This window comes from Streptomyces sp. NBC_00631, assembly GCF_045206895.1.
Lineage (GTDB): Bacteria > Actinomycetota > Actinomycetes > Streptomycetales > Streptomycetaceae > Streptomyces.
On the sequence record NZ_CP107734.1, the window covers coordinates 2,222,019 to 2,239,278 of the forward strand.

At 73.4% G+C, this 17,260-nt stretch carries 13 protein-coding genes; 6 read left to right on the forward strand and 7 right to left on the reverse strand.

From position 1 onward, the window contains the following. Window positions 1-23: 23 nt before the first annotated feature. The 3 genes from OHB00_RS10175 to OHB00_RS10185 are packed head-to-tail and all read right to left on the reverse strand — an operon-like array spanning window position 24 to window position 3,694. Window positions 24-419, reverse strand: coding sequence for a DUF742 domain-containing protein (locus OHB00_RS10175; RefSeq protein WP_406433430.1), 396 nt, complete (start codon window positions 417-419; stop codon window positions 24-26). Between the two features lie 9 nt (window positions 420-428). Continuing rightward, entirely contained in the window at window positions 429-863 is a 435-nt protein-coding gene (locus OHB00_RS10180; protein WP_406433432.1) for a roadblock/LC7 domain-containing protein, read from the reverse strand. Continuing rightward, on the reverse strand, window positions 860-3,694 hold the full coding sequence (locus OHB00_RS10185) for a nitrate- and nitrite sensing domain-containing protein (RefSeq protein WP_406433434.1): 2,835 nt from the start codon (window positions 3,692-3,694) through the stop codon (window positions 860-862). Before OHB00_RS10185 ends, OHB00_RS10180 begins: the two co-directional genes overlap by 4 nt. 433 nt (window positions 3,695-4,127) lie before the next feature. Between OHB00_RS10185 and OHB00_RS10190 the strand changes: the two genes are divergently transcribed. Further along, window positions 4,128-4,610 carry a hypothetical protein gene (locus tag OHB00_RS10190; protein ID WP_406433436.1) on the forward strand — a complete coding sequence of 161 codons (483 nt, stop codon included), beginning with the start codon at window positions 4,128-4,130 and terminating at the stop codon, window positions 4,608-4,610. A 26-nt stretch (window positions 4,611-4,636) separates the two neighbouring features. Here OHB00_RS10190 and OHB00_RS10195 read toward each other — a convergent pair whose 3' ends face one another. The 4 genes from OHB00_RS10195 to OHB00_RS10210 form a co-directional block, all read right to left on the reverse strand. Next, window positions 4,637-9,232 carry a hypothetical protein gene (locus OHB00_RS10195; RefSeq protein ID WP_406433438.1) on the reverse strand — a complete coding sequence of 1,532 codons (4,596 nt, stop codon included), beginning with the start codon at window positions 9,230-9,232 and terminating at the stop codon, window positions 4,637-4,639. A 39-nt stretch (window positions 9,233-9,271) separates the two neighbouring features. Then, on the reverse strand, window positions 9,272-10,141 hold the full coding sequence (locus OHB00_RS10200; protein WP_406433440.1) for a hypothetical protein: 870 nt from the start codon (window positions 10,139-10,141) through the stop codon (window positions 9,272-9,274). A gap of 106 nt (window positions 10,142-10,247) precedes the next feature. Continuing rightward, entirely contained in the window at window positions 10,248-11,777 is a 1,530-nt protein-coding gene (locus OHB00_RS10205; RefSeq protein ID WP_406433442.1) for a hypothetical protein, read from the reverse strand. Window positions 11,778-11,911: 134 nt separating this feature from the next. Further along, window positions 11,912-12,607, reverse strand: coding sequence for a GntR family transcriptional regulator (locus OHB00_RS10210; protein ID WP_406433444.1), 696 nt, complete (start codon window positions 12,605-12,607; stop codon window positions 11,912-11,914). Window positions 12,608-12,792: 185 nt separating this feature from the next. Here OHB00_RS10210 and OHB00_RS10215 point away from each other — a divergent pair, with 185 nt between their 5' ends. The 5 genes from OHB00_RS10215 to OHB00_RS10235 are packed head-to-tail and all read left to right on the forward strand — an operon-like array spanning window position 12,793 to window position 17,258. After that, window positions 12,793-14,112, forward strand: coding sequence for an MFS transporter (locus OHB00_RS10215; RefSeq protein ID WP_406433446.1), 1,320 nt, complete (start codon window positions 12,793-12,795; stop codon window positions 14,110-14,112). Further along, a complete protein-coding gene (locus OHB00_RS10220) occupies window positions 14,109-14,957 on the forward strand; it encodes a putative hydro-lyase (protein WP_406433448.1) in 849 nt (282 codons plus the stop codon). Before OHB00_RS10215 ends, OHB00_RS10220 begins: the two co-directional genes overlap by 4 nt. A 20-nt stretch (window positions 14,958-14,977) precedes the next feature. After that, a complete protein-coding gene (locus OHB00_RS10225; RefSeq protein WP_406433450.1) occupies window positions 14,978-15,736 on the forward strand; it encodes a LamB/YcsF family protein in 759 nt (252 codons plus the stop codon). 38 nt (window positions 15,737-15,774) lie between these two features. Next, window positions 15,775-16,392: an allophanate hydrolase subunit 1 gene (locus tag OHB00_RS10230; protein ID WP_406445708.1), complete on the forward strand. Its 618-nt coding sequence runs from the start codon at window positions 15,775-15,777 to the stop codon at window positions 16,390-16,392. Then, on the forward strand, window positions 16,389-17,258 hold the full coding sequence (locus tag OHB00_RS10235) for a biotin-dependent carboxyltransferase family protein (RefSeq protein ID WP_406433452.1): 870 nt from the start codon (window positions 16,389-16,391) through the stop codon (window positions 17,256-17,258). The genes OHB00_RS10230 and OHB00_RS10235 overlap by 4 nt, the downstream gene beginning before the upstream one ends. Window positions 17,259-17,260 lie beyond the last annotated feature (2 nt).

Below are 17,260 nucleotides of genomic sequence, written 5' to 3' on the forward strand. Positions count from 1 at the left end.
TCACCACTCCGCTTCCACGCCGGTCACAGCGCCCGGAGGCCGTTGATCACGTCGCGCAGAATACTCTCGTCCACCAGCTCGGCCGGGGGCACCGGCCGGTTGACATGGACGAGTTCCCCGTCGACGAGGTCGCCGATGAGGACCCGGACCACGCCGATGGGGAGGTCGAGTTCCGAAGCCAGCTCGGCGACCGACTGCGGGGCGTCGCGGCAGAGCTCGACGATGTCCACGTGCTCCGGGGACAGCGTCCGGTCGTCCTCCGCGTCGTCCACGTGGGGCTCCGTGACGACCACCGCGATCAGGTCGAGCCGGTGCTGGCCCGCGCTGGTGGTGCGGCCCCGTGTCATGGCGTACGGACGGACGACCGGTCCGGCCTCGTCGTCGAACCAGTGACTTCTTCCCTGACCGTCTCCGCTCATGTCATCCCACTACCCGCCCGAGGGCAGATCGGTGCGCGGAGCGGACCCCAGATGTACGCCGACCCGCTTGACCAGGAGCGTCATCTCGTACGCGACCTGGCCGACGTCGGAGTCGGCGTCGGAGAGGACGGCCAGGCAGCTGCCGTCGCCGGCGGCCGTGACGAACAGGAAGGCGTCGTCGAGCTCCACGACGGTCTGCCGGACACTGCCGGCCTCGAAGTGGCGGCCCACGCCCTTGGCGAGGCTGTGGAAGCCGGAGGCCACGGCGGCCAGGTGCTCGCCGTCCTCTCTGGAGAGGTCCTTGGAGACACCGGTGGGCAGGCCGTCGCCGGAGAGCACCACGGCCTTGCGGATGCTGGCGACCCGGTCCACGAGGTCGTCCAGCAGCCAGTTCAGCTCGCCCTTGTTCGTCGCCGTGTGGCCGGTCGCCTTCGGATCGGTCATCGACCGTCCCCCTTTGTCGTTCCTTGTGCTGTGCTGTTCCGGGAGCCGTCGTCGTCGGCGCTCTCCGCACGGCCGCGCTGCCAGCCGCGCTGGAGCGAGGCCATGCGGCTGCGGACCTCGTCGGCGTCACGCTCGGCGGGGTCCGGCTCGCGCACGGCGGGTGCCGCGGGTTCCTGTCGCAGCTGTGGGGCCAGGTTGGCCTGCCGTACCCGCCTGGGCAGCGGCCGGTTGCCGGACGCGGCCTCCGGGGGTGTGCTGCCGAGGGGCGGGACGGAGTCTTCGGTGCCGCTGCCGGGGGTGGCCGCGGAGCGGCGGTTGCGCTGGGGCAGGGCGGGGGGTGCGGAGGGTTCGCCCGGGCCGCCGGCCTGGGGCCGCATGCGTTCCTCGACCCGGTCGGCCGAGTCGATGGCGCGGTGCGAGGACGGGTCGGTGCGGCGGCGGGAGGGCAGCGGGGCGAGGCCGCCCGGTTCGGGGCCGCCCTGGTCCGCCCGGTCCCGCTCGTCCGGGTCGACGCGGCGGAAGCGCTGTTCGGTGACGGGCTTGCCGTGCGAGCTGACCAGCTTGGGCGTACGCCGTCCGGGCAGCGGCACGAGGCCGCCGGGGTGCTCGTCCCCGAAGCCGTCGGTGCCCTCCCGGGCCGGCTGATGGAGTTCGGTCACGGCGGGCGTGGTGGCGTCGTCGGCGCGAGCGAGGGAGCGGCGGGGGCGGAACATCCCGCCGCGCTCGCTGTCGTCGTCGGTGAGGGCGCCCGGGAAGTCGTCCAGCGTGTCCAGGTCGACGGGTGCCTCCAGCTCGACCGGACCGTCCAGCAGCGCGGCCGGCAGCCCGGGCCGCTCTCCCGGCACCTGGGCCGGCGAGGCGCCGCGGCTCTCCTCGGGTTCGGTCTCCCCGGCTGCGCGGCCGCGGTCGAGGCGGAAGCCGACCCCGTTGGTGTCGGGGACGTCGTCGGTCAGCAGTACGTCGGGGATGAAGACGACCGCGGTGGTGCCGCCGTACGGGGACGGCTGGAGCGAGACACGGACGTTCTGGCGCTGGGCGAGGCGGCTGACCACGAACAGGCCGAGCCGGTCGGTGTCGGAGAGCTCGAACTCGGGGGTCTCGGCGAGCCGCAGGTTGGCGTCCAGGAGTGCCTCGGCCGCCATGCCGAGACCCCGGTCGTGGATCTCCAGGGTGAAGCCGTTGGCGACGCGTTCGCCGATGACCTGCACGGCGGTGTGCGGCGGCGAGAACACCGTGGCGTTCTCCAGGAGTTCGGCCACGAGGTGGGTGAGGTCGGCGACGGCCGGGCCGGTGACGGCGACGCGGGGCAGCCGGCGGACCTCGACGCGCTCGTAGTCCTCGACCTCGGCCACCGCGGCCCGCACCACGTCCATCAGCTGGACGGGCCGGCGCCACTGCCGGGAGGGAGCGGCACCGGAGAGGATGACCAGACCCTCCGCGTGCCGGCGCATCCGCGTGGTGAGGTGGTCGAGGCGGAACAGGTCGGCGAGTTCGTCGGTGTCCTCGGTCCTGCGCTCCATGGTGTCGAGCAGGGTGAGCTGCTTGTGCAGCAGGACCTGGCTGCGGCGGGCGAGGTTGACGAAGACCTCGGAGACGCCGGCGCGCAGCTCGGCCTGCTTGACGGCGGCCTCCACGGCGGCGCGCTGCAGGGTGTTGAGGGCTTGGCCGACCTCGCCTATCTCGTTCTTGTCGTACTCCAGGCGCGGGACCTCGGTCTCCACGTCGACCTGTTCGCCCGCGGACAGCCGGCGCATCACGCTCGGCAGCCGGACGCCGGACGCCTCGTGCGCGTCCGTGCGCAGCAGCCTCAGGTCGCGGATGAGGCTGCGGCCGACCCGGACCGACACGACCAGCGAGAACACCACGGCGACCAGGCCGAGGACGCCGACGACGGCCGCCTGGACGATCACAGTGACGGCCACGGGCCGGTTGCGGTCCTGGAAGCGGTCACCGACCTGGTCGTCGAGGGTGCGCAGCTCGTCGAGCACATTGCCCGCGGTGGTGTCCCAGCTCTTCGCGCTGACGTCGTCCGGCGTGCCGGACCCGGCGGCGAGGACGGACTTCTCGGCGGCCAGCAGCGGGGCGGTGGTGGCGCTCTTCCAGAAGCGGTCGAAGCGGTCGCGTTCTGCGGCCGGCAACAGCGGAAGGCTGATGTCGTACAGGAGGGTGCGCTGGGCGACGAGGTCGGAGATCTCGCGGGTCTCCTCCCGGGAGACCCTGCCGACCACCAGAGCGGAGCCGAGCAGGGCGTCCTCACGGGAGACGAGTTCCCGCGCGCGGGCGATGTTGACGAGGGCGCGGGCCTGTTTGTCCATCTCGACGTCGTCGATCCCGTCGAGGGAGCCGAGCATCACGTAGCAGGGATCGACGACGGCGTTGTAGAGGTCGAGGGCCTGGGCGCGGTCCACGGTGCCCTGCTCGACGCTGCGGCGCAGGGGTTCGATGCCGTCGAGGCCGTCGAGTTCGGCGGTGAGCCGGTCACTGTCGTCGGCGTCCAGGCCGTCGCGGACGTGCTGTTCCTTCGCGTTCTTGCGGAGTTCGGCCACGGTCCGGTCGGTGGCGGCACGCGTGCGGTTCAGGGCGGTGAGCGCGTCGGAGGCTCGCGGGTCGGCGAGATAGACAAGGGTCTGCCGGCGTTCCTGCTGGAGGGCGCGGACCGCGTCCTCGGTGGGGTAGCCGAGGTCCTCCACGATCGACGACACCTGGAACATGTGGGTGACTTCGCGTCCCGTGAGCACGGCCGCGAAGCCCCAGATGGCCGTCAGCGACACCAGCGGCACGAGAAGCAGCGCCACGATCTTCCGGCGGATCGACTTCCCGCGAAAGCGCATGGCCTCCCCCAGCTCGACCCCCGCCGGCCGGGGGTACACATGTACGTCAACAAACGGCGCGAGCCTACTACCGTCACAGGGATAACTCGAAGAACTGTCCGGACGGTGAACTTCCGCCTCGGTGGCCGGTCATGGCGGAAGGACAGGATGAGTTGTCCGGGCATTGCGGGAGATTGCCACCGCGATCGCGCCGACTTCACACGAGTGGGGTGGGAACCACACGAAGGATCAGTTGGCCGGAATTTTTCCCCGGTTGGGAATCATCGGGCGAGTTCGATCGTCCTTGTAGATGGGTGATGGGTGCGGATTCGGCCACAGCAGGCGCATCTCGCACCCGGGCGGCGTAAAACAGCGCAAGCCGGGCAGCCACTGGGGAGCCGGGGTCGTCGGACACCGGTGCGAGGGCTTGCCGGCGATGGGGAGTGACACGTTGATGGGGACAGCTGAGCGGCGCCTGGCGCCCGAGGACCGTACGGCGGCGCACTCGGCGGTGCGCTCGACGGTGCGGCAACAACAGCCGCAGTACCGGCCCTTGTGGGTCGAGGAGCCTGCCAAGCGGTACCGGATGCCGGATCCGGTGCGGACGGCGACGGTGCGGGCGGTGATCATCATCGCTGTCACGCTGACGCTGGCCATGGTGGCGTTCTTCTGCACGATGGCGCAGTCCTGGCTGGCGTTCCCGATGGTGATCAGCAGCGTGGCGAGCACCGTGGTGGCCACCTGGAGCGCGGTCGACGTCCTGGTGACACGTCAGGTGTGGAACCAGCGCAACGGCGTGGTCTCGGAACCGAGCAGCACGGCTCGCACGCTCCGCCGCGAGCGGCGCGCGGCCCGGCGGCAGGAGCGGGCCGCCGAGCGCGAGCAGGAGCGGATACGGCGGCGGGGCGGCCCGGCCGGACAGCTGACGCACCCCTGACGCCGTGTCCGGCGGGGACGGAGCCGTCAGACGGACGGCTTCTTGAACATCCGCGTGGCGGTGATCTCGCTGTGCACGGCCTCTCCCGCCCGCGGCTGCTGCGGCAGCCCGGGCCGGAGATGCTCCTCCACGCTGATGTACTTCAGGCCCGCCCGCAGGTCCGCGTCGTTGCGCAGCCGGATGACCAGCGGGAACTCGGCCAGCGCCGTGGTGTCGAACAGCCCCGTCGTGTAGAGCAGTTGCACGCCCAGCGCATCCGACACGGCTCGCTGAAGCTCCAGCAGATAGGTCGCGTTGGCGCGCCCGATGGGGTTGTCGAGGAACAGCGTTCCCGCGTGCCGGTGCTTGTCCCGTCCCCGGTCGTTGGACCGCAGCGCGGCCATCGTGCAGTACAGGGCGATGGCGGCGGTCAGCAGCTGCCCACCGGAGAACACGTCCCCCATCTGCCCCACCGGCACCCGCTCGGCGCGCAGCACCGCGTCCGGCTTGAGGATCTCGACGGCGACGCCCTTCGGCTGGAGCGCGGCCGCGACTCCTCTCAGCAGCAGGGACATGCCGTCCCGCCGCAGATCGGAGTTCTTCTTCACGGCGGCCCGGGTCGCCTCGTCGACGACCTCTCCGAGCCGCTCGGTGAGCGTGGCCTGGTCGGGCTCCTCGAAGCGGATGCGGAGGAACTCCTGTCCGGACCACTCGCCGAGCCCCTCGGGCAGCCGGGAGAGCCGCTGGGCGGAGCGCAGGGTGGCGAGCGCGGACTCGACGAGCCCCCGCAGCCGGTCCACGATCGAGTCCCGGTTCCGCTCCAGTTGGGCCAGCTCGTCGGTCAGCACCCGCAGCCGGGGCGCGAAGGCGTCCGCCCACTTCTGGGCGTGCTCGGGCAGGGCGGAGGCGGGCAGTTCCCGGATCTGCTGGCGCGCTGGGGTCCGTACCGCCTCGTACCGCGTGGCGTTGGCGTGCCGTACGAGGACATCGCTCGCCTCGCGGACGGCGGCCTCGGCGGCGGACAGGTCACCGGCGCAGCCGCGCAGTGACCTGCGGGCCTCGGCGGCGGAGTGCCGGGCCTCCTCCAGGCTGCCGGGGTACGGCTCCGGCTCCTGCTGCTCCTCCTCGGCGGTGTGCTCGCGCAGCAGGTCGCGGAGCATGGCGGCGATCTCGTCGAAGCCGCCCGCCGCGTCCTCGGCCGCGCGGTGCGCGTCCAGCAGCTCGGCGTGCGCCTCCCGGGCCTGGGCCAAGGCCTCGGTGCGAGAGGCGAGTTCGGCCGTCGCGGTGCGCAGCAGCGCCTGTGCGTGCTCGGCGTCGCGCGGCTGAAGCTCCTCGGGCAGTGCGGTGTGCGCCTCGCCGTCCTCGGGGGCGTGCCGCTCGGCCTCGCCGCGGAGCCGCCCGAGCTGCTCACTCGCGGTGGACATGCGGGTCTCCAAAAGCTGCACCAGTTCCTCCGCGCGGGCGGCGGCGGCCTGCCGGGAGGGCCCGTCGGCGCCGTCGGGCGACTGGAGCAGCTGCTCCGCGCGGGTGCGGACCTTGTTGCTGAGTCGCTCAAGTTCCGCGAGCGCGGCGCTCTCGTCGCTCTCCGAACGGGCCTGCTCGGCGCGCAGGTCGGCGCCGACGCCGACCTTCTCGTACACCTGTGAGGCGGCCCGGTAGGCCTCGCGCAGGGCGGGCAGCGAGGACTTGGGGGCGTCCTCGTCCGCGTCGGGCACGTCGTCGGGGGCGCCGGCGATCTCGGAGCGCTCGGCGCGCAGTGCGCGGGCGGTGCGGCGGGCGTCGTCGGCGGCCCGCTGGGCTCCGCGCCGGTCCTCGTCGGCGGCGCGGGCGCGCTCCAGACAGGACTGGGCGCGGGCCTCCGACTCGGCGGCCTCGTCGGCGAGTTCGCGCAGTTTGACCTGCCAGCCGGCCCGCTCGCGCAGCCGGAAGGCGAGGCCGGCGAGGGCGTCGGCGGCGCGCCGGGCCTTCTGGGCCCCCTCCTGCCGTTCGTCGCGCACCTGCGCGGCCTCGGCGGCGGCCTCCTCGGCCTCCGCCCGCACGGTCCGCGCCTCGGCCAGTTCGGCCTCGGACTCCTCCGCGAACGCCCGTGCGTCCCGGGCCTCCTGCGCCAGCTCCACGAGCCGCCCGGCCGGGCAGCCGGTGCGCCAGGAGGCGAGGCGTGCGGCCAGCTCGCGGTCCTTGCCGAGCCGTGCGGCGAGGGTGCGGATCTCCTCGTCACGCTCGGCGGCCCGCGCGCGCAGGGCCTGCCGCTCCTCGTCGGCGGCGTGCTCGTCGTGCATGGCCGGGTTCGGCGGTACGAGGAACACGTCGCCCGGGGTGGCGTCGTCGGCCGGGGTCGGTGCGAGCAGGGCGGCGGCGGTGCCGACGGCCACGGCGGAGCGCGGCAGCAGGGCCGCCTCACGGAGTGCCTCGCGGGCGCGGGCGTGCGTGTCGGGGTCGGTGATGATGACGCCGTCGACGAGTTCGGGGCGGGCGGCGAGCACGCGCGCGTGGTCGGCGGGGTCGACGGCCTGGGCGAGGTAACGCCAGCCGGGCAGTGCCGGGATGCCGTGCTCGCCGAGGAACTCGACGGTGGCGAGGACGTCGGGGCCGGGCGGCAGCAGCCCGCCGTCGCCCAGGGCGCCGAGGATCCGGGAGTCGTCGGCGGCGGCGGTCCGCAGCTCGAACAGGTGCCGCTCGGCGGATCCGACGGCGTCGTCGAGCAGCTCCCGCAACTCGTCGGCGAACCGGTCGAGTTCCTCGGGGGTGAGCGTGTCGTCGCCGTCCTCCTGGCGGGGCCGCGGAATGGTCGTACGGGAGCCGGTGAGGCCCAGCAGCTCGGTGAGCCGCTCTTCCGCCGCCAGGGCCTCGGCGAGCCGCTTCTCCGCGTCGTAGGTCCGCTCGGCCGCCGTCGCCGCGTCCGCCGCGCGGGCCGCGGTGAGCTCGGCGCGGGACTCCGCGGAGGCCGCCTCGCGCGCGTGCTCGCTCGCCCGGCGGGAGGCCTCGCGGGCGGTGTCCCAGGCGGCCACGGCCGTCTTCTCGGCGTCGCTCGCCGCGAGGGCGGCCCGGGCCGGGTCGGCGTCCGGGGCGCTGTCGTCGAGCCAGCCCGCGCGGACCGCCTCGGCGGTCTCCTGCTCGACCTCGCTGAGGCGCTGGCGCAGATGCCCCACCTCGCTGCGGGCGCGCTGTGCCTCGGTGGCGGCCGAGGTGGAGTCCCGGTGCGCGGTGTCGCTGACCCCCTGGAGAGCGGCGGACCGCTCCTCCTCCTCGTTGGCGAGGTGCTCGGCGCTCTCGGCGGCCGTGTGCAGGGCCCGAACGAGTTCGACGGCGGCCTTGGCGCGGGCTGCGAGGGCGGGGGCCGCGTCCCGCTCGGCCTCCTGGATGGCGGCGGCCACGCGCGCTACGCGGTCGGCGGCGGCGCGGTGGCGCAGCACGATCTCGGCGGCCTGCCAGGCGGAGTGCAGGGTCCTCGCGTCGGCCAGCTCGCGCTTCTGGGCGGCGGCGGACTTCTCGCCGACGGCCAGCGCCAGGGAGGCGTGCCGGTAGGCGAGTTCGGCGGCGATCAGCGCGCTGCGCTCGCTGGCGCCCTCGGAGTGGGTGACGGCGTAGGCGGCGGCCGTGACCCGCTGGGCGAGGTCGGCGGCGCGCACCCGCTCCCGCACGCCCCGCGCGGACAACCGGCGCGCCAGCGTTCGAGTACGGCGCTCGGCGCCCGTGTGGATCTCACGTGCCCGCGACCGGGTCTCCGCGGCCTCCACGATCCGCCCGAGCAGGTCCACCGACCCGGCGGTGAAGTCGCGTTCGGCGATCAGCTCGGCGCGCCGCCCCAGCTTGTTGCCGAAGCCGCCGACCAGGTCGGCGAGTCCGTCGGTGTCGCGGGTGTCGGTCACGGCCCGCAGCAGCAGGTCGGTGAAGTCGGAGTCCTTCTTCACCGCGAACAGGCCGGCGGCCTCGCCCTCGTCGGCGTTCATCTCCCGCTGGTAGCGGAAGAGTTCGGGGTCGAGCCCCAGGTCGCCGAGGTGCTCGATCCAGCGGTCGTGGACCTCCTCCCAGTGCACCTCCAGATGCGGGTACGCCTTGCCGGCCTCGGTGATGGCGTCCCGGAAACCCTTCATGGTCCGCCGCCGCCCCTGTGCCCCTGAGGCGCCCTCCACGGGCGGCCGTACGGCGGTGGACTCGGCGACCGGCAGATTGTCCAGCGACAGCCCCGGGCCCGGCCGGAACGAGTACCAGGCCTCGGCGAACTTCCGCGGGTCGTTGGAGACCTGCCGGCCCCGCCACTCGCTCACCTTGCCGACGACCACGCACTCGCCGGTGAGCGTGTGCTGCCACTCCAGGGCGACATGCCCGCAGTCGTCGGCGAGCAGGAACTTCCGCAGCACACCCGAGCTCGCCCCGCCGAGGGTGTTCCGGTGCCCCGGCAGCATCACCGAGAAGATCAGCTTGAGCAGCACCGACTTGCCGCCGCCGTTCTCCAGGAAGAGCACCCCGGCGGGCGCGGGCCGGCGCGGCGGGCCGACCGGCTCCTCCTCGAAGAACTCCGCCTGGGTGGGGGCGGGGTCGGGCACGGGCTCACCGACACCCCGCAGGTCCAGCACGGTGTCGGCGTAGCGCGCACCGGCGGGCCCGATGGAGTAGAGGCGGACCCGGGACAGCTCGTACATGGCGGACTCTCGTAAGACGTGGGAAAGGGTGGTGACGGCTCAGGAGTGGAACGGCAGGCCGGCGTCGGCGACCAGATCCAGGTCCTCGGTGTCGGCGGCGGGCAGCAGGCTGGCCGTGCCGTCGGTGACCGGGACGACGCCGAGCTCCAGCAGCTCGGTCATGGCGGCGCTGCCTGCCATGTCCCGGACCTGGAGCTGATAGCGGGCCGTCGTGCGGTAGGTGCCGCCCTGGTCGTCGCCGGTGCGCTGGAGGAACCCGGAGTCGGTGAGGAAGGCGACCGCCTTGCCGATGATGCCGGTGGTGGAACCGGCCAGCCGGCGGGCGTCCTTGGTGGCGCCGGTCGCGCTGCGTCTGGCCCAGATCCGCCAGGCGGCCTCCAGACCGGGCGCGTCGGTGGCCGGGTCGGTGTTCTCCCCCAGCTCCTCCGCCCGCTCCTCCAGACGACGGCAGGCCTGCCGGACGAAGGCGTCGACACCGTTGACCGTGATCCGGCCGATGTAGCCGTCGTCGGCGAGGTCCTCGGGGCGCGGGAACGCCAGCGCGGCGACGGCCAGATGGGCGAGCCCGTGCAGGAACCGGTCGCTGCCGTCCGCCGACGTACGGCGCGCGTAGTCGCCCATGCGAACGGCGAACACCGAGTCCTCGGCGGCGGTCACGGCCATCCCGGCGCGGGGCGACACCTCCAGCACCACGAGCCCGAGACCGGCGGCGACGGCATCGGCGAGCCGCGCGAACGGAGGGTCCTCCCGGTACCGCCGCAGCAGCTCGGTGTACTCCTGATCACGCGCGGGCTGCAGCTTGGGCTGCAGCCCGAAGGCGACGAGCCGAGCGGCATCGGCGGCATCGGCAGGCGTGACGGCAGCGTTGGCCGGCCCGGCGGACGCGTCGGCCTCAACGTACTCGTTCACGAGGACAACTCCTTGAGCTTGAGAACAGTGGTCGACGCAGGCGCCCCGCCAGGGGCGCGGGGAACTGCGCGACCAGCCACAGACGGCTTGCGCCCGGCACACGACATCACGCGGCCTCGGTCCGGTCCGCCGCCATCCCCACCGCGTCCAACAACGCAGTCCCCACGATCAGATCGGCACCCCCGAAGCCCGGGTCGTCCAACTCGGTACCGTCGTCCACGGCGAACAGCAGCTTCTCCTCACCCTGCCGGTAGGCGGTGCCCACGGCCGGGCTCGCGGCATGCACCGCCAGCAACGCGACCAGGTAGGCCAGATCGTCGCCCCCCACGCGTCGCGCCTCCGCCAGCAACCCCGACAACCTGCGTGGCGCCTCCGCCGGAAGATCCAGCAACCGCATGGCGTCGGCCAGCTGCTCCTCGCTGAACCGGCTGTCGTCCGGCGTGGCGATGAGGTCCGGCTCCGGCATCTCCGCGCCGAGGTGCTCCCGCTCCACCGGCGGCGTCAGCAGTATGTCGACGAGGTCTCCCACCCGCACCGACACCGGCGTGCGCAGCCCGGTGCCGTGCGCGAAGAACGCCCCCGTGACCCGGTTCGCCTGCTCCAGCGGCAACGGCAGCAGCGGGGCGAGGAGGTGACCGTAGAGGTCTGTCCCCGACGTCGTCATGGGTGTCGCGAACGCCTGCCGGTCCTGCTCCGCGCGGAACAGCGGCCCCGCCTCCAGCAGCCGCGACTGCAACTGGGTGTGCCGGCGGATGCAGTCCTTGACGATGTCGACGAGCTCGGCGGCGCGCCGCTTGTTCTCGGGCTCCTCGGTCTCGTCGCGGGCCTTGCGGATGTTGGTGAGGATCGCGTTCTCGTGCCGGTACCGGTCGGCGACGTGGTCCAGGGCCTCGGCGATCATGTCGGGGACGGCGTTGAGCCAGTCCACCGCGCGGACGTTGCGCCGGGTGGCCTCCAGGGCCCGGCGCAGGCTCTCGGAGTACTGCACGGTCCGGTAGCGGGCCTGCTCCGCGGCGAGCTGGGCATCGGCGAGCCGGCCGCGGTTGATCAGCACTTCCAGCTTGACCTCGGCGGCGATCTGGGCGCTGGTGACGTCCGTGTCCAGGGCGCCGACGAGGACGTTGACCGCCTCGTCGGTGGTACGGAGGTACACCGTGCCGCCGGGGCCCGGCACCTCCTCGATGAGCTTGAAGTCGTAGTCCCGGCGGACGTACGACCCGTCCGGCGCGAAGGTGCCGTACACCGCGCGGAAGCCGCGGTCGACGCTGCCGACGTTGATCAGGTTCTCCAGGACCCAGCGGGCCACCCGCTCGTGCTCGGCGACGGGGCGGTGCGGGGTCTGGGCGGAGATGCGCGGGATCAGCCGGGCGACGATCTGCTCGTGGTCGGCGCCGGTGTCGAAGTCCATGTTCAGGGTGACCAGGTCGATGGCGGAGAGAGCCACCTCGGCCATGCCGTACACCGAGTACTCGCCGGCCAGGTTCGCCTTGCGTGCGTCGAGGTCGTGCAGCGGTGCCGTGCAGGCGAGCGCGCGCAGCCGCCGCGCCAGCCCCTCGTCGGCGGCCGGGCCCGGTGCGGGGCGCGGCCCCGCGCTGAGCTGGGGCGGAACGCTGTCCGTCGATGCAGGCGAAGTCACGGTGCACAGACTAGGTCCTGGGTCTGACATCGGCCCAAACGACGCGGAGCGGCTCCGCCGGGAGCGCCGGGTAACTGCAGGTGGTGCGTCGGAGTGCGGGTCGCCTGTGGCTGGTCGCGCAGTTCCCCGCGCCCCTACGGGGCGCTGTCCACCCGGCGTCGGTAGACCTCCACCACTCGTTCCAGGGAGTCCGTGAGGTAGGTCTCAAGCAGGTGCTCCGCCCTGCGCCTGTCGCCGGCCTGGAGTGACCCCAGGATCTCCCGGTTGCGGGCCAGGTACGGCTCGTGCAGGGCGTGGGGGTCGTCGACCACGTGGAAGGCGAGGCGGAGTTCCGCGAAGACGCTGCGCATGAGTTCGTCGGTGCGTTCGCTGCCGGCCAGGGCGACCAGTTCCCGGTGGAAGTGGATATTGGCCGTACCCACTGCTTTCCAGTCATCCGCGGCGGCCGCCGACTGCCCCTCGGCGACCGCCGCGGACAGGGCCTCCAGCGCGTAGGGCGGCTCGCCGAGGCCGCGTACGACGGCGCACTCGACGAGGGCGCGGGTGCGGTAGATGTCCTCGACGTCCTCGACGGTCAGGACCCGGACGAAGACGCCCCGGTTGAGTTCGTGGACCAGCAGGCGCTCATGGGTGAGCAGCCGGAACGCCTCGCGCAGGGTGTTGCGGGAGACGCCGAGCGCGCCGCCGATGCCGTCCTCCGACAGGCGGGTGCCTGGCGGGAAAAAGCCGTCTGCGATGCGGCTTCTGAGGATGTCGGAGACCCGTTCGGCGGTGCTGGTCCGCCCGAGGAGGGCGCGGTCGTCGGCCAGTCCCGTCAGCTGCTCTGCCATGCCCGGAATTCAACCGCAGACACCGGAACGAGACAACGTGGGTATTGAAGAATCGTTGAACGATCCTCTACGGTGCTCATCACGCTCATCTCAGTACGGCCCTCGATCGCCCCTCGATACGCCCCTTCGCACGGACCCGCACTGCTCAGTCCCCGCACCCTCCGTCCCTCAACTGCGAGGTGCCCATGAGCACGACTCCTCCACCGCAGGCCCTGACCTCCGACGCGCATCCCGGCGGGGGTGAACGCACCGCCGAGGACGGCACGTTCGGCTGGCTGCGCGCCCTCGGCCCGCGCGGCCGGCGCGCGTTCGCCGGCGCGTTCGGCGGATATGCCCTGGATTCGTACGACTACTTCACCCTGCCGCTGAGCATGGTCGCGCTCGCGGCGTACTTCGGTCTGGACAGCGGCCAGACGGGCCTGTTCACCACCGTCACCCTGGTGGTCTCCGCGGTGGGCGGCGCCGCGGCGGGCGTGTTCGCGGACCGGGTCGGCCGGGTCCGCGCGCTGATGATCACCGTGGTCACCTACGCGGTGTTCACGGTGGCCTGCGGCTTCGCGCCCAACTACGAGACTCTGCTGGTGTTCCGCGCTCTCCAGGGCCTCGGTTTCGGCGGCGAGTGGGCGGTCGGCGCGATCCTGGTCGCCGAGTACGCGAGCGCCCGCCACCGCGGCCGCACTCTGGGTGCCGTCCAGAGTTCCTGGGCCGTCGGCTGGGCCCTCGCCGTGGTCGTGTACACGCTGGTCTTCTCGTTCGTCGGTGACGACCTGGCCTGGCGGGTGATGTTCTGGACCGGCGCGCTGCCCGCGCTCCTCGTGGTGTGGCTGCGCCGCCGGGTGCACGACGCCCCGCAGGCGGTCGCGGTACGCGAACAGAGCCCGGGGCGCGGCTCGTTCGCCGCCATCTTCCGGCCGGGCACGGCCGAGGAGCCCGGGCTGCTGCGCATTACGGTCTTCGCGGGTCTGCTGTCCACGGGTGTCCAGGGCGGCTACTACACGCTGGCGACCTGGGTCCCGACGTATCTCAAGACCGAGCGCGGGCTGTCGGTCGTCGGCACCGGCGGCTATCTGGCCTTCCTGATCTCGGGAGCCTTCCTCGGCTATCTGACCGGCGGCTACCTCACCGACCGGCTGGGCCGGCGCCGGAACATCTGGCTGTTCGCGGTGCTGTCGGCAGTCTGCGTGCTGGCCTACGCGAACATCCCGGGCGGCGCCGACACACTGCTCCTGATACTCGGTTTCCCGCTCGGCTTCTGCATGTCGGCGATCTTCAGCGGCTTCGGTTCGTACCTGAGCGAGCTGTACCCGACCGCGGTGCGCGGCACCGGGCAGGGCTTCACTTACAACGCGGGCCGCGCGGTGGGCGCGGTCTTCCCGACCCTGGTGGGCTTCCTGGCCGACAGCTGGGGCGTGGGCGGCGCGCTGGTCTTCGGCGCGGCCGGCTACGCACTGGCGGCCCTGGCCCTGTTCGGGCTGCCGGAGACGCGCGGAAAGGAACTGACGTGAACCGTACGGGAGATCACCTGCTCGCCCTGGCCAGCCACGATCTTCCCGTCACCCTCGTCGACGAGCACGCGCGCGCGTGGAGCCCCAGAAGTGCCCGGGCCCGCTTCCGGGAGGGCCTCACGGGCCCCACGGCCGGGGTCGCGGCCGGTCACACACAGGCCAACCTGATCTCGGTGCCCGCCGACTGGGCGTACGACATGCTGCTGTTCTGCCAGCGCAATCCGAAGGCCTGTCCGGTGCTCGACGTCACCGACGCCGGCGCTGTCGGCACGGAACTCGCCGAGGGCGCGGACCTGCGTACCGACCTGCCGCGCTACCGGGTGTGGCGGGACGGGGAGCTGGTGGACGAGCCGACGGACGTGCGCGCGTACTGGCGGGACGACCTGGTGTCGTTCCTGCTCGGGTGCAGTTTCACGTTCGAGTGGGCGCTGGCCGAGGCGGGCGTGCCGATACGCCATGTCGAGCAGGGCCGGAACGTTCCCATGTACGTGACCAGCAGGCCGTGCCGGCCGGCGGGACGGCTGCGGGGGCCGATGGTGGTGTCCATGCGCCCGGTGCCGCCGCAGCATCTGTCGGCCGCGATCAGGGAGAGCAGTCTGCTCCCGGCGGTGCACGGCGGTCCCGTGCACTGCGGCGATCCCTCGGCGCTCGGCATCGACGACCTGGGCCGGCCCGACTTCGGCGACCCGGTGGACGCCGCCCCGGACGACATACCGGTGTTCTGGGCGTGCGGGGTGACCCCGCAGGCCGCGGTGACGGCGTCCCGGCCGCCGTTCGCCATCACGCACGCGCCGGGCCAGATGTTCATCAGCGACGCCCGCGACGAGCAGTACCGCGTGGCCTGAACAGGAGAGACAGCGCATCCATGACCTCGATCGACCTGAACGCCGACCTCGGCGAGGGCTTCGGCCGCTGGCGGCTCACCGACGACGAGCAATTGCTGTCGGTCGTGACCAGCGCCAATGTGGCCTGCGGCTTCCACGCGGGGGACGCGGCCACCATGCGGCGGGTGTGCGAGATGGCAGCCGAGCGCGGGGTGACGATCGGCGCCCAGGTCTCCTACCGGGACCTGGCGGGGTTCGGGCGGCGCGCGATGGACGTGCCGCCCGCCGAGCTGGCGGCCGAGGTGGCCTACCAGATCGGCGCCCTTGAGGTCTTCGCCCGTGCCGCCGGCGCGCGCGTGGCCTACGTGAAGCCGCACGGCGCGCTCTACAACCGGGTCGTGCACGACGAGGAGCAGGCCGCCGCGGTGGTGGACGGCGTGCTCCTCGCGGACGCCTCGCTGCCCGTTCTGGGGCTGCCCGGCTCCCGGCTGCTCGCGCTGGCGGGGACGGCGGGGCTGCCGGCCGTCACGGAGGCGTTCGCGGACCGCGCGTACACCGACCAGGGGACGCTGGTCCCGCGCGGGCGCGAGGGCGCGGTGGTGAGCGATCCGGAGGCGGTCGTGGAGCGCTCTGTGGAACTGGCGCGCTCCGGCGCGGTCACCGCGCACTCCGGCGCGCGCATCCTCGTACGCGCACGCTCGCTCTGTCTGCACGGCGACACCCCGGGCGCCGTGGAGCTGGCGCGGAGGGTGCGTGCGCGGCTCGCGGCAGCGGGCGTGACCGTCACGGCCTTCGCATGAGCACCGGCACCAGGGTGAGCACCCAGACGGCCACGCCCATGACGATCCACCGGGTCGGCGACGACGCCCTCCTCGTCGAGGTCGGCTCCGGCGCGGCGGCCCAGGCCCTGCACGCCGAACTGCTGCGTCGTCGCGCGGAGGGCTCGCTGACGGTGCGCGAGATCGTACCCGCGGCCCGCACGGTCCTGCTGGACGGCCTCGACGACCCGGCACGCCGGGCCACCGAACTGGCCGCCACCGTGCTCCCGCCCGCTCCCCCACGCGCGCGTGCCGTGATCGAGCTGGCGGTGCGGTACGACGGCCCGGATCTCGCCGAGGTCGCCGCCCACTGGGGGGTGCCCGAGCGGGAGGTGGCCCGGATTCACGCGGCGACCGAGTTCACGGTCGCCTTCTGCGGCTTCGCGCCCGGCTTCGGCTACCTCGCCGGGCTCCCGGCCCGCTACGACGTGCCGCGCCGTGCCACTCCGCGTACCGCGGTGCCCGCGGGCGCGGTGGCGCTGGCCGGGCCGTACACCGGTGTGTACCCGCGGTCCTCGCCGGGCGGCTGGCAGCTGATCGGGACGACGGAGGCGGTGCTGTGGGATCACGCGCGCGTGCCCGCCGCGCTGCTGGCGCCGGGGACGCGGGTGCGGTTCGTGCCGGTGGGGGACGTATGACCGACCGTGCGCTCGTCGTCGTACGGGCCGGTGCGCTGACCACCGTGCAGGACCGGGGGCGGCCCGGGTACGCGCATCTGGGGGTGCCGCGCTCCGGGGCGCTGGACGCGCCCGCCGCGGCGCTGGTCAACCGGCTGGTCGGCAACGCACCGGCCGCGGCCGTTCTGGAGACGACGCTCAACGGGTGTGCGGTGCGGCCGCGTTCGACCGTCGTGGTGGCGGTCGGCGGTGCGCCGTGCCCGGTCACGGTGGGCGGGCGTCCGGCCGCCTGGGGCGCGCCCGTCGTGGTTGCGGCCGGGGAACTGCTGGACGTGGGACCGGCCCGGTCCGGCGTACGGAGCTATGTGGCGGTCTCCGGCGGGATCGCCGTGGAGCCGGTGCTGGGCAGCCGGGCGACGGATCTGCTCTCCGGGCTCGGTCCCGCCCCGCTGGCGGATGGCGCGGTGCTGCCGCTGGGCACACCCGTGGGCCCGCACGCGCGCGTGGACGTCGTACCGCACCCGTCCCCGCCGGCGGAACTCGTGCTGCGGGTGGCGCTCGGCCCACGGGCCGACTGGTTCACGCCCGCGGCCGTCCGGACGTTCACCTCGCGCGCGTACCGCGTGTCGTCGGCGAGCAACCGCATCGGGCTGCGCACGGAAGGCCCCGCCCTGGAGCGGTCCCGTCCTGGTGAACTCCCCAGTGAGGGCATGGTCCTCGGCGCCGTGCAGGTTCCGCCGGACGGCCGTCCGGTGGTGTTCCTGGCCGACCATCCGACCACTGGCGGCTATCCGGTGATCGCGGTGGTCCGCGCCGCCGACCTTCCGGCGGCGGCCCAGGCCGTCCCGGGCATCCCGGTCCGCTTCGTCGCCGTACGCCGTCGCTGAAC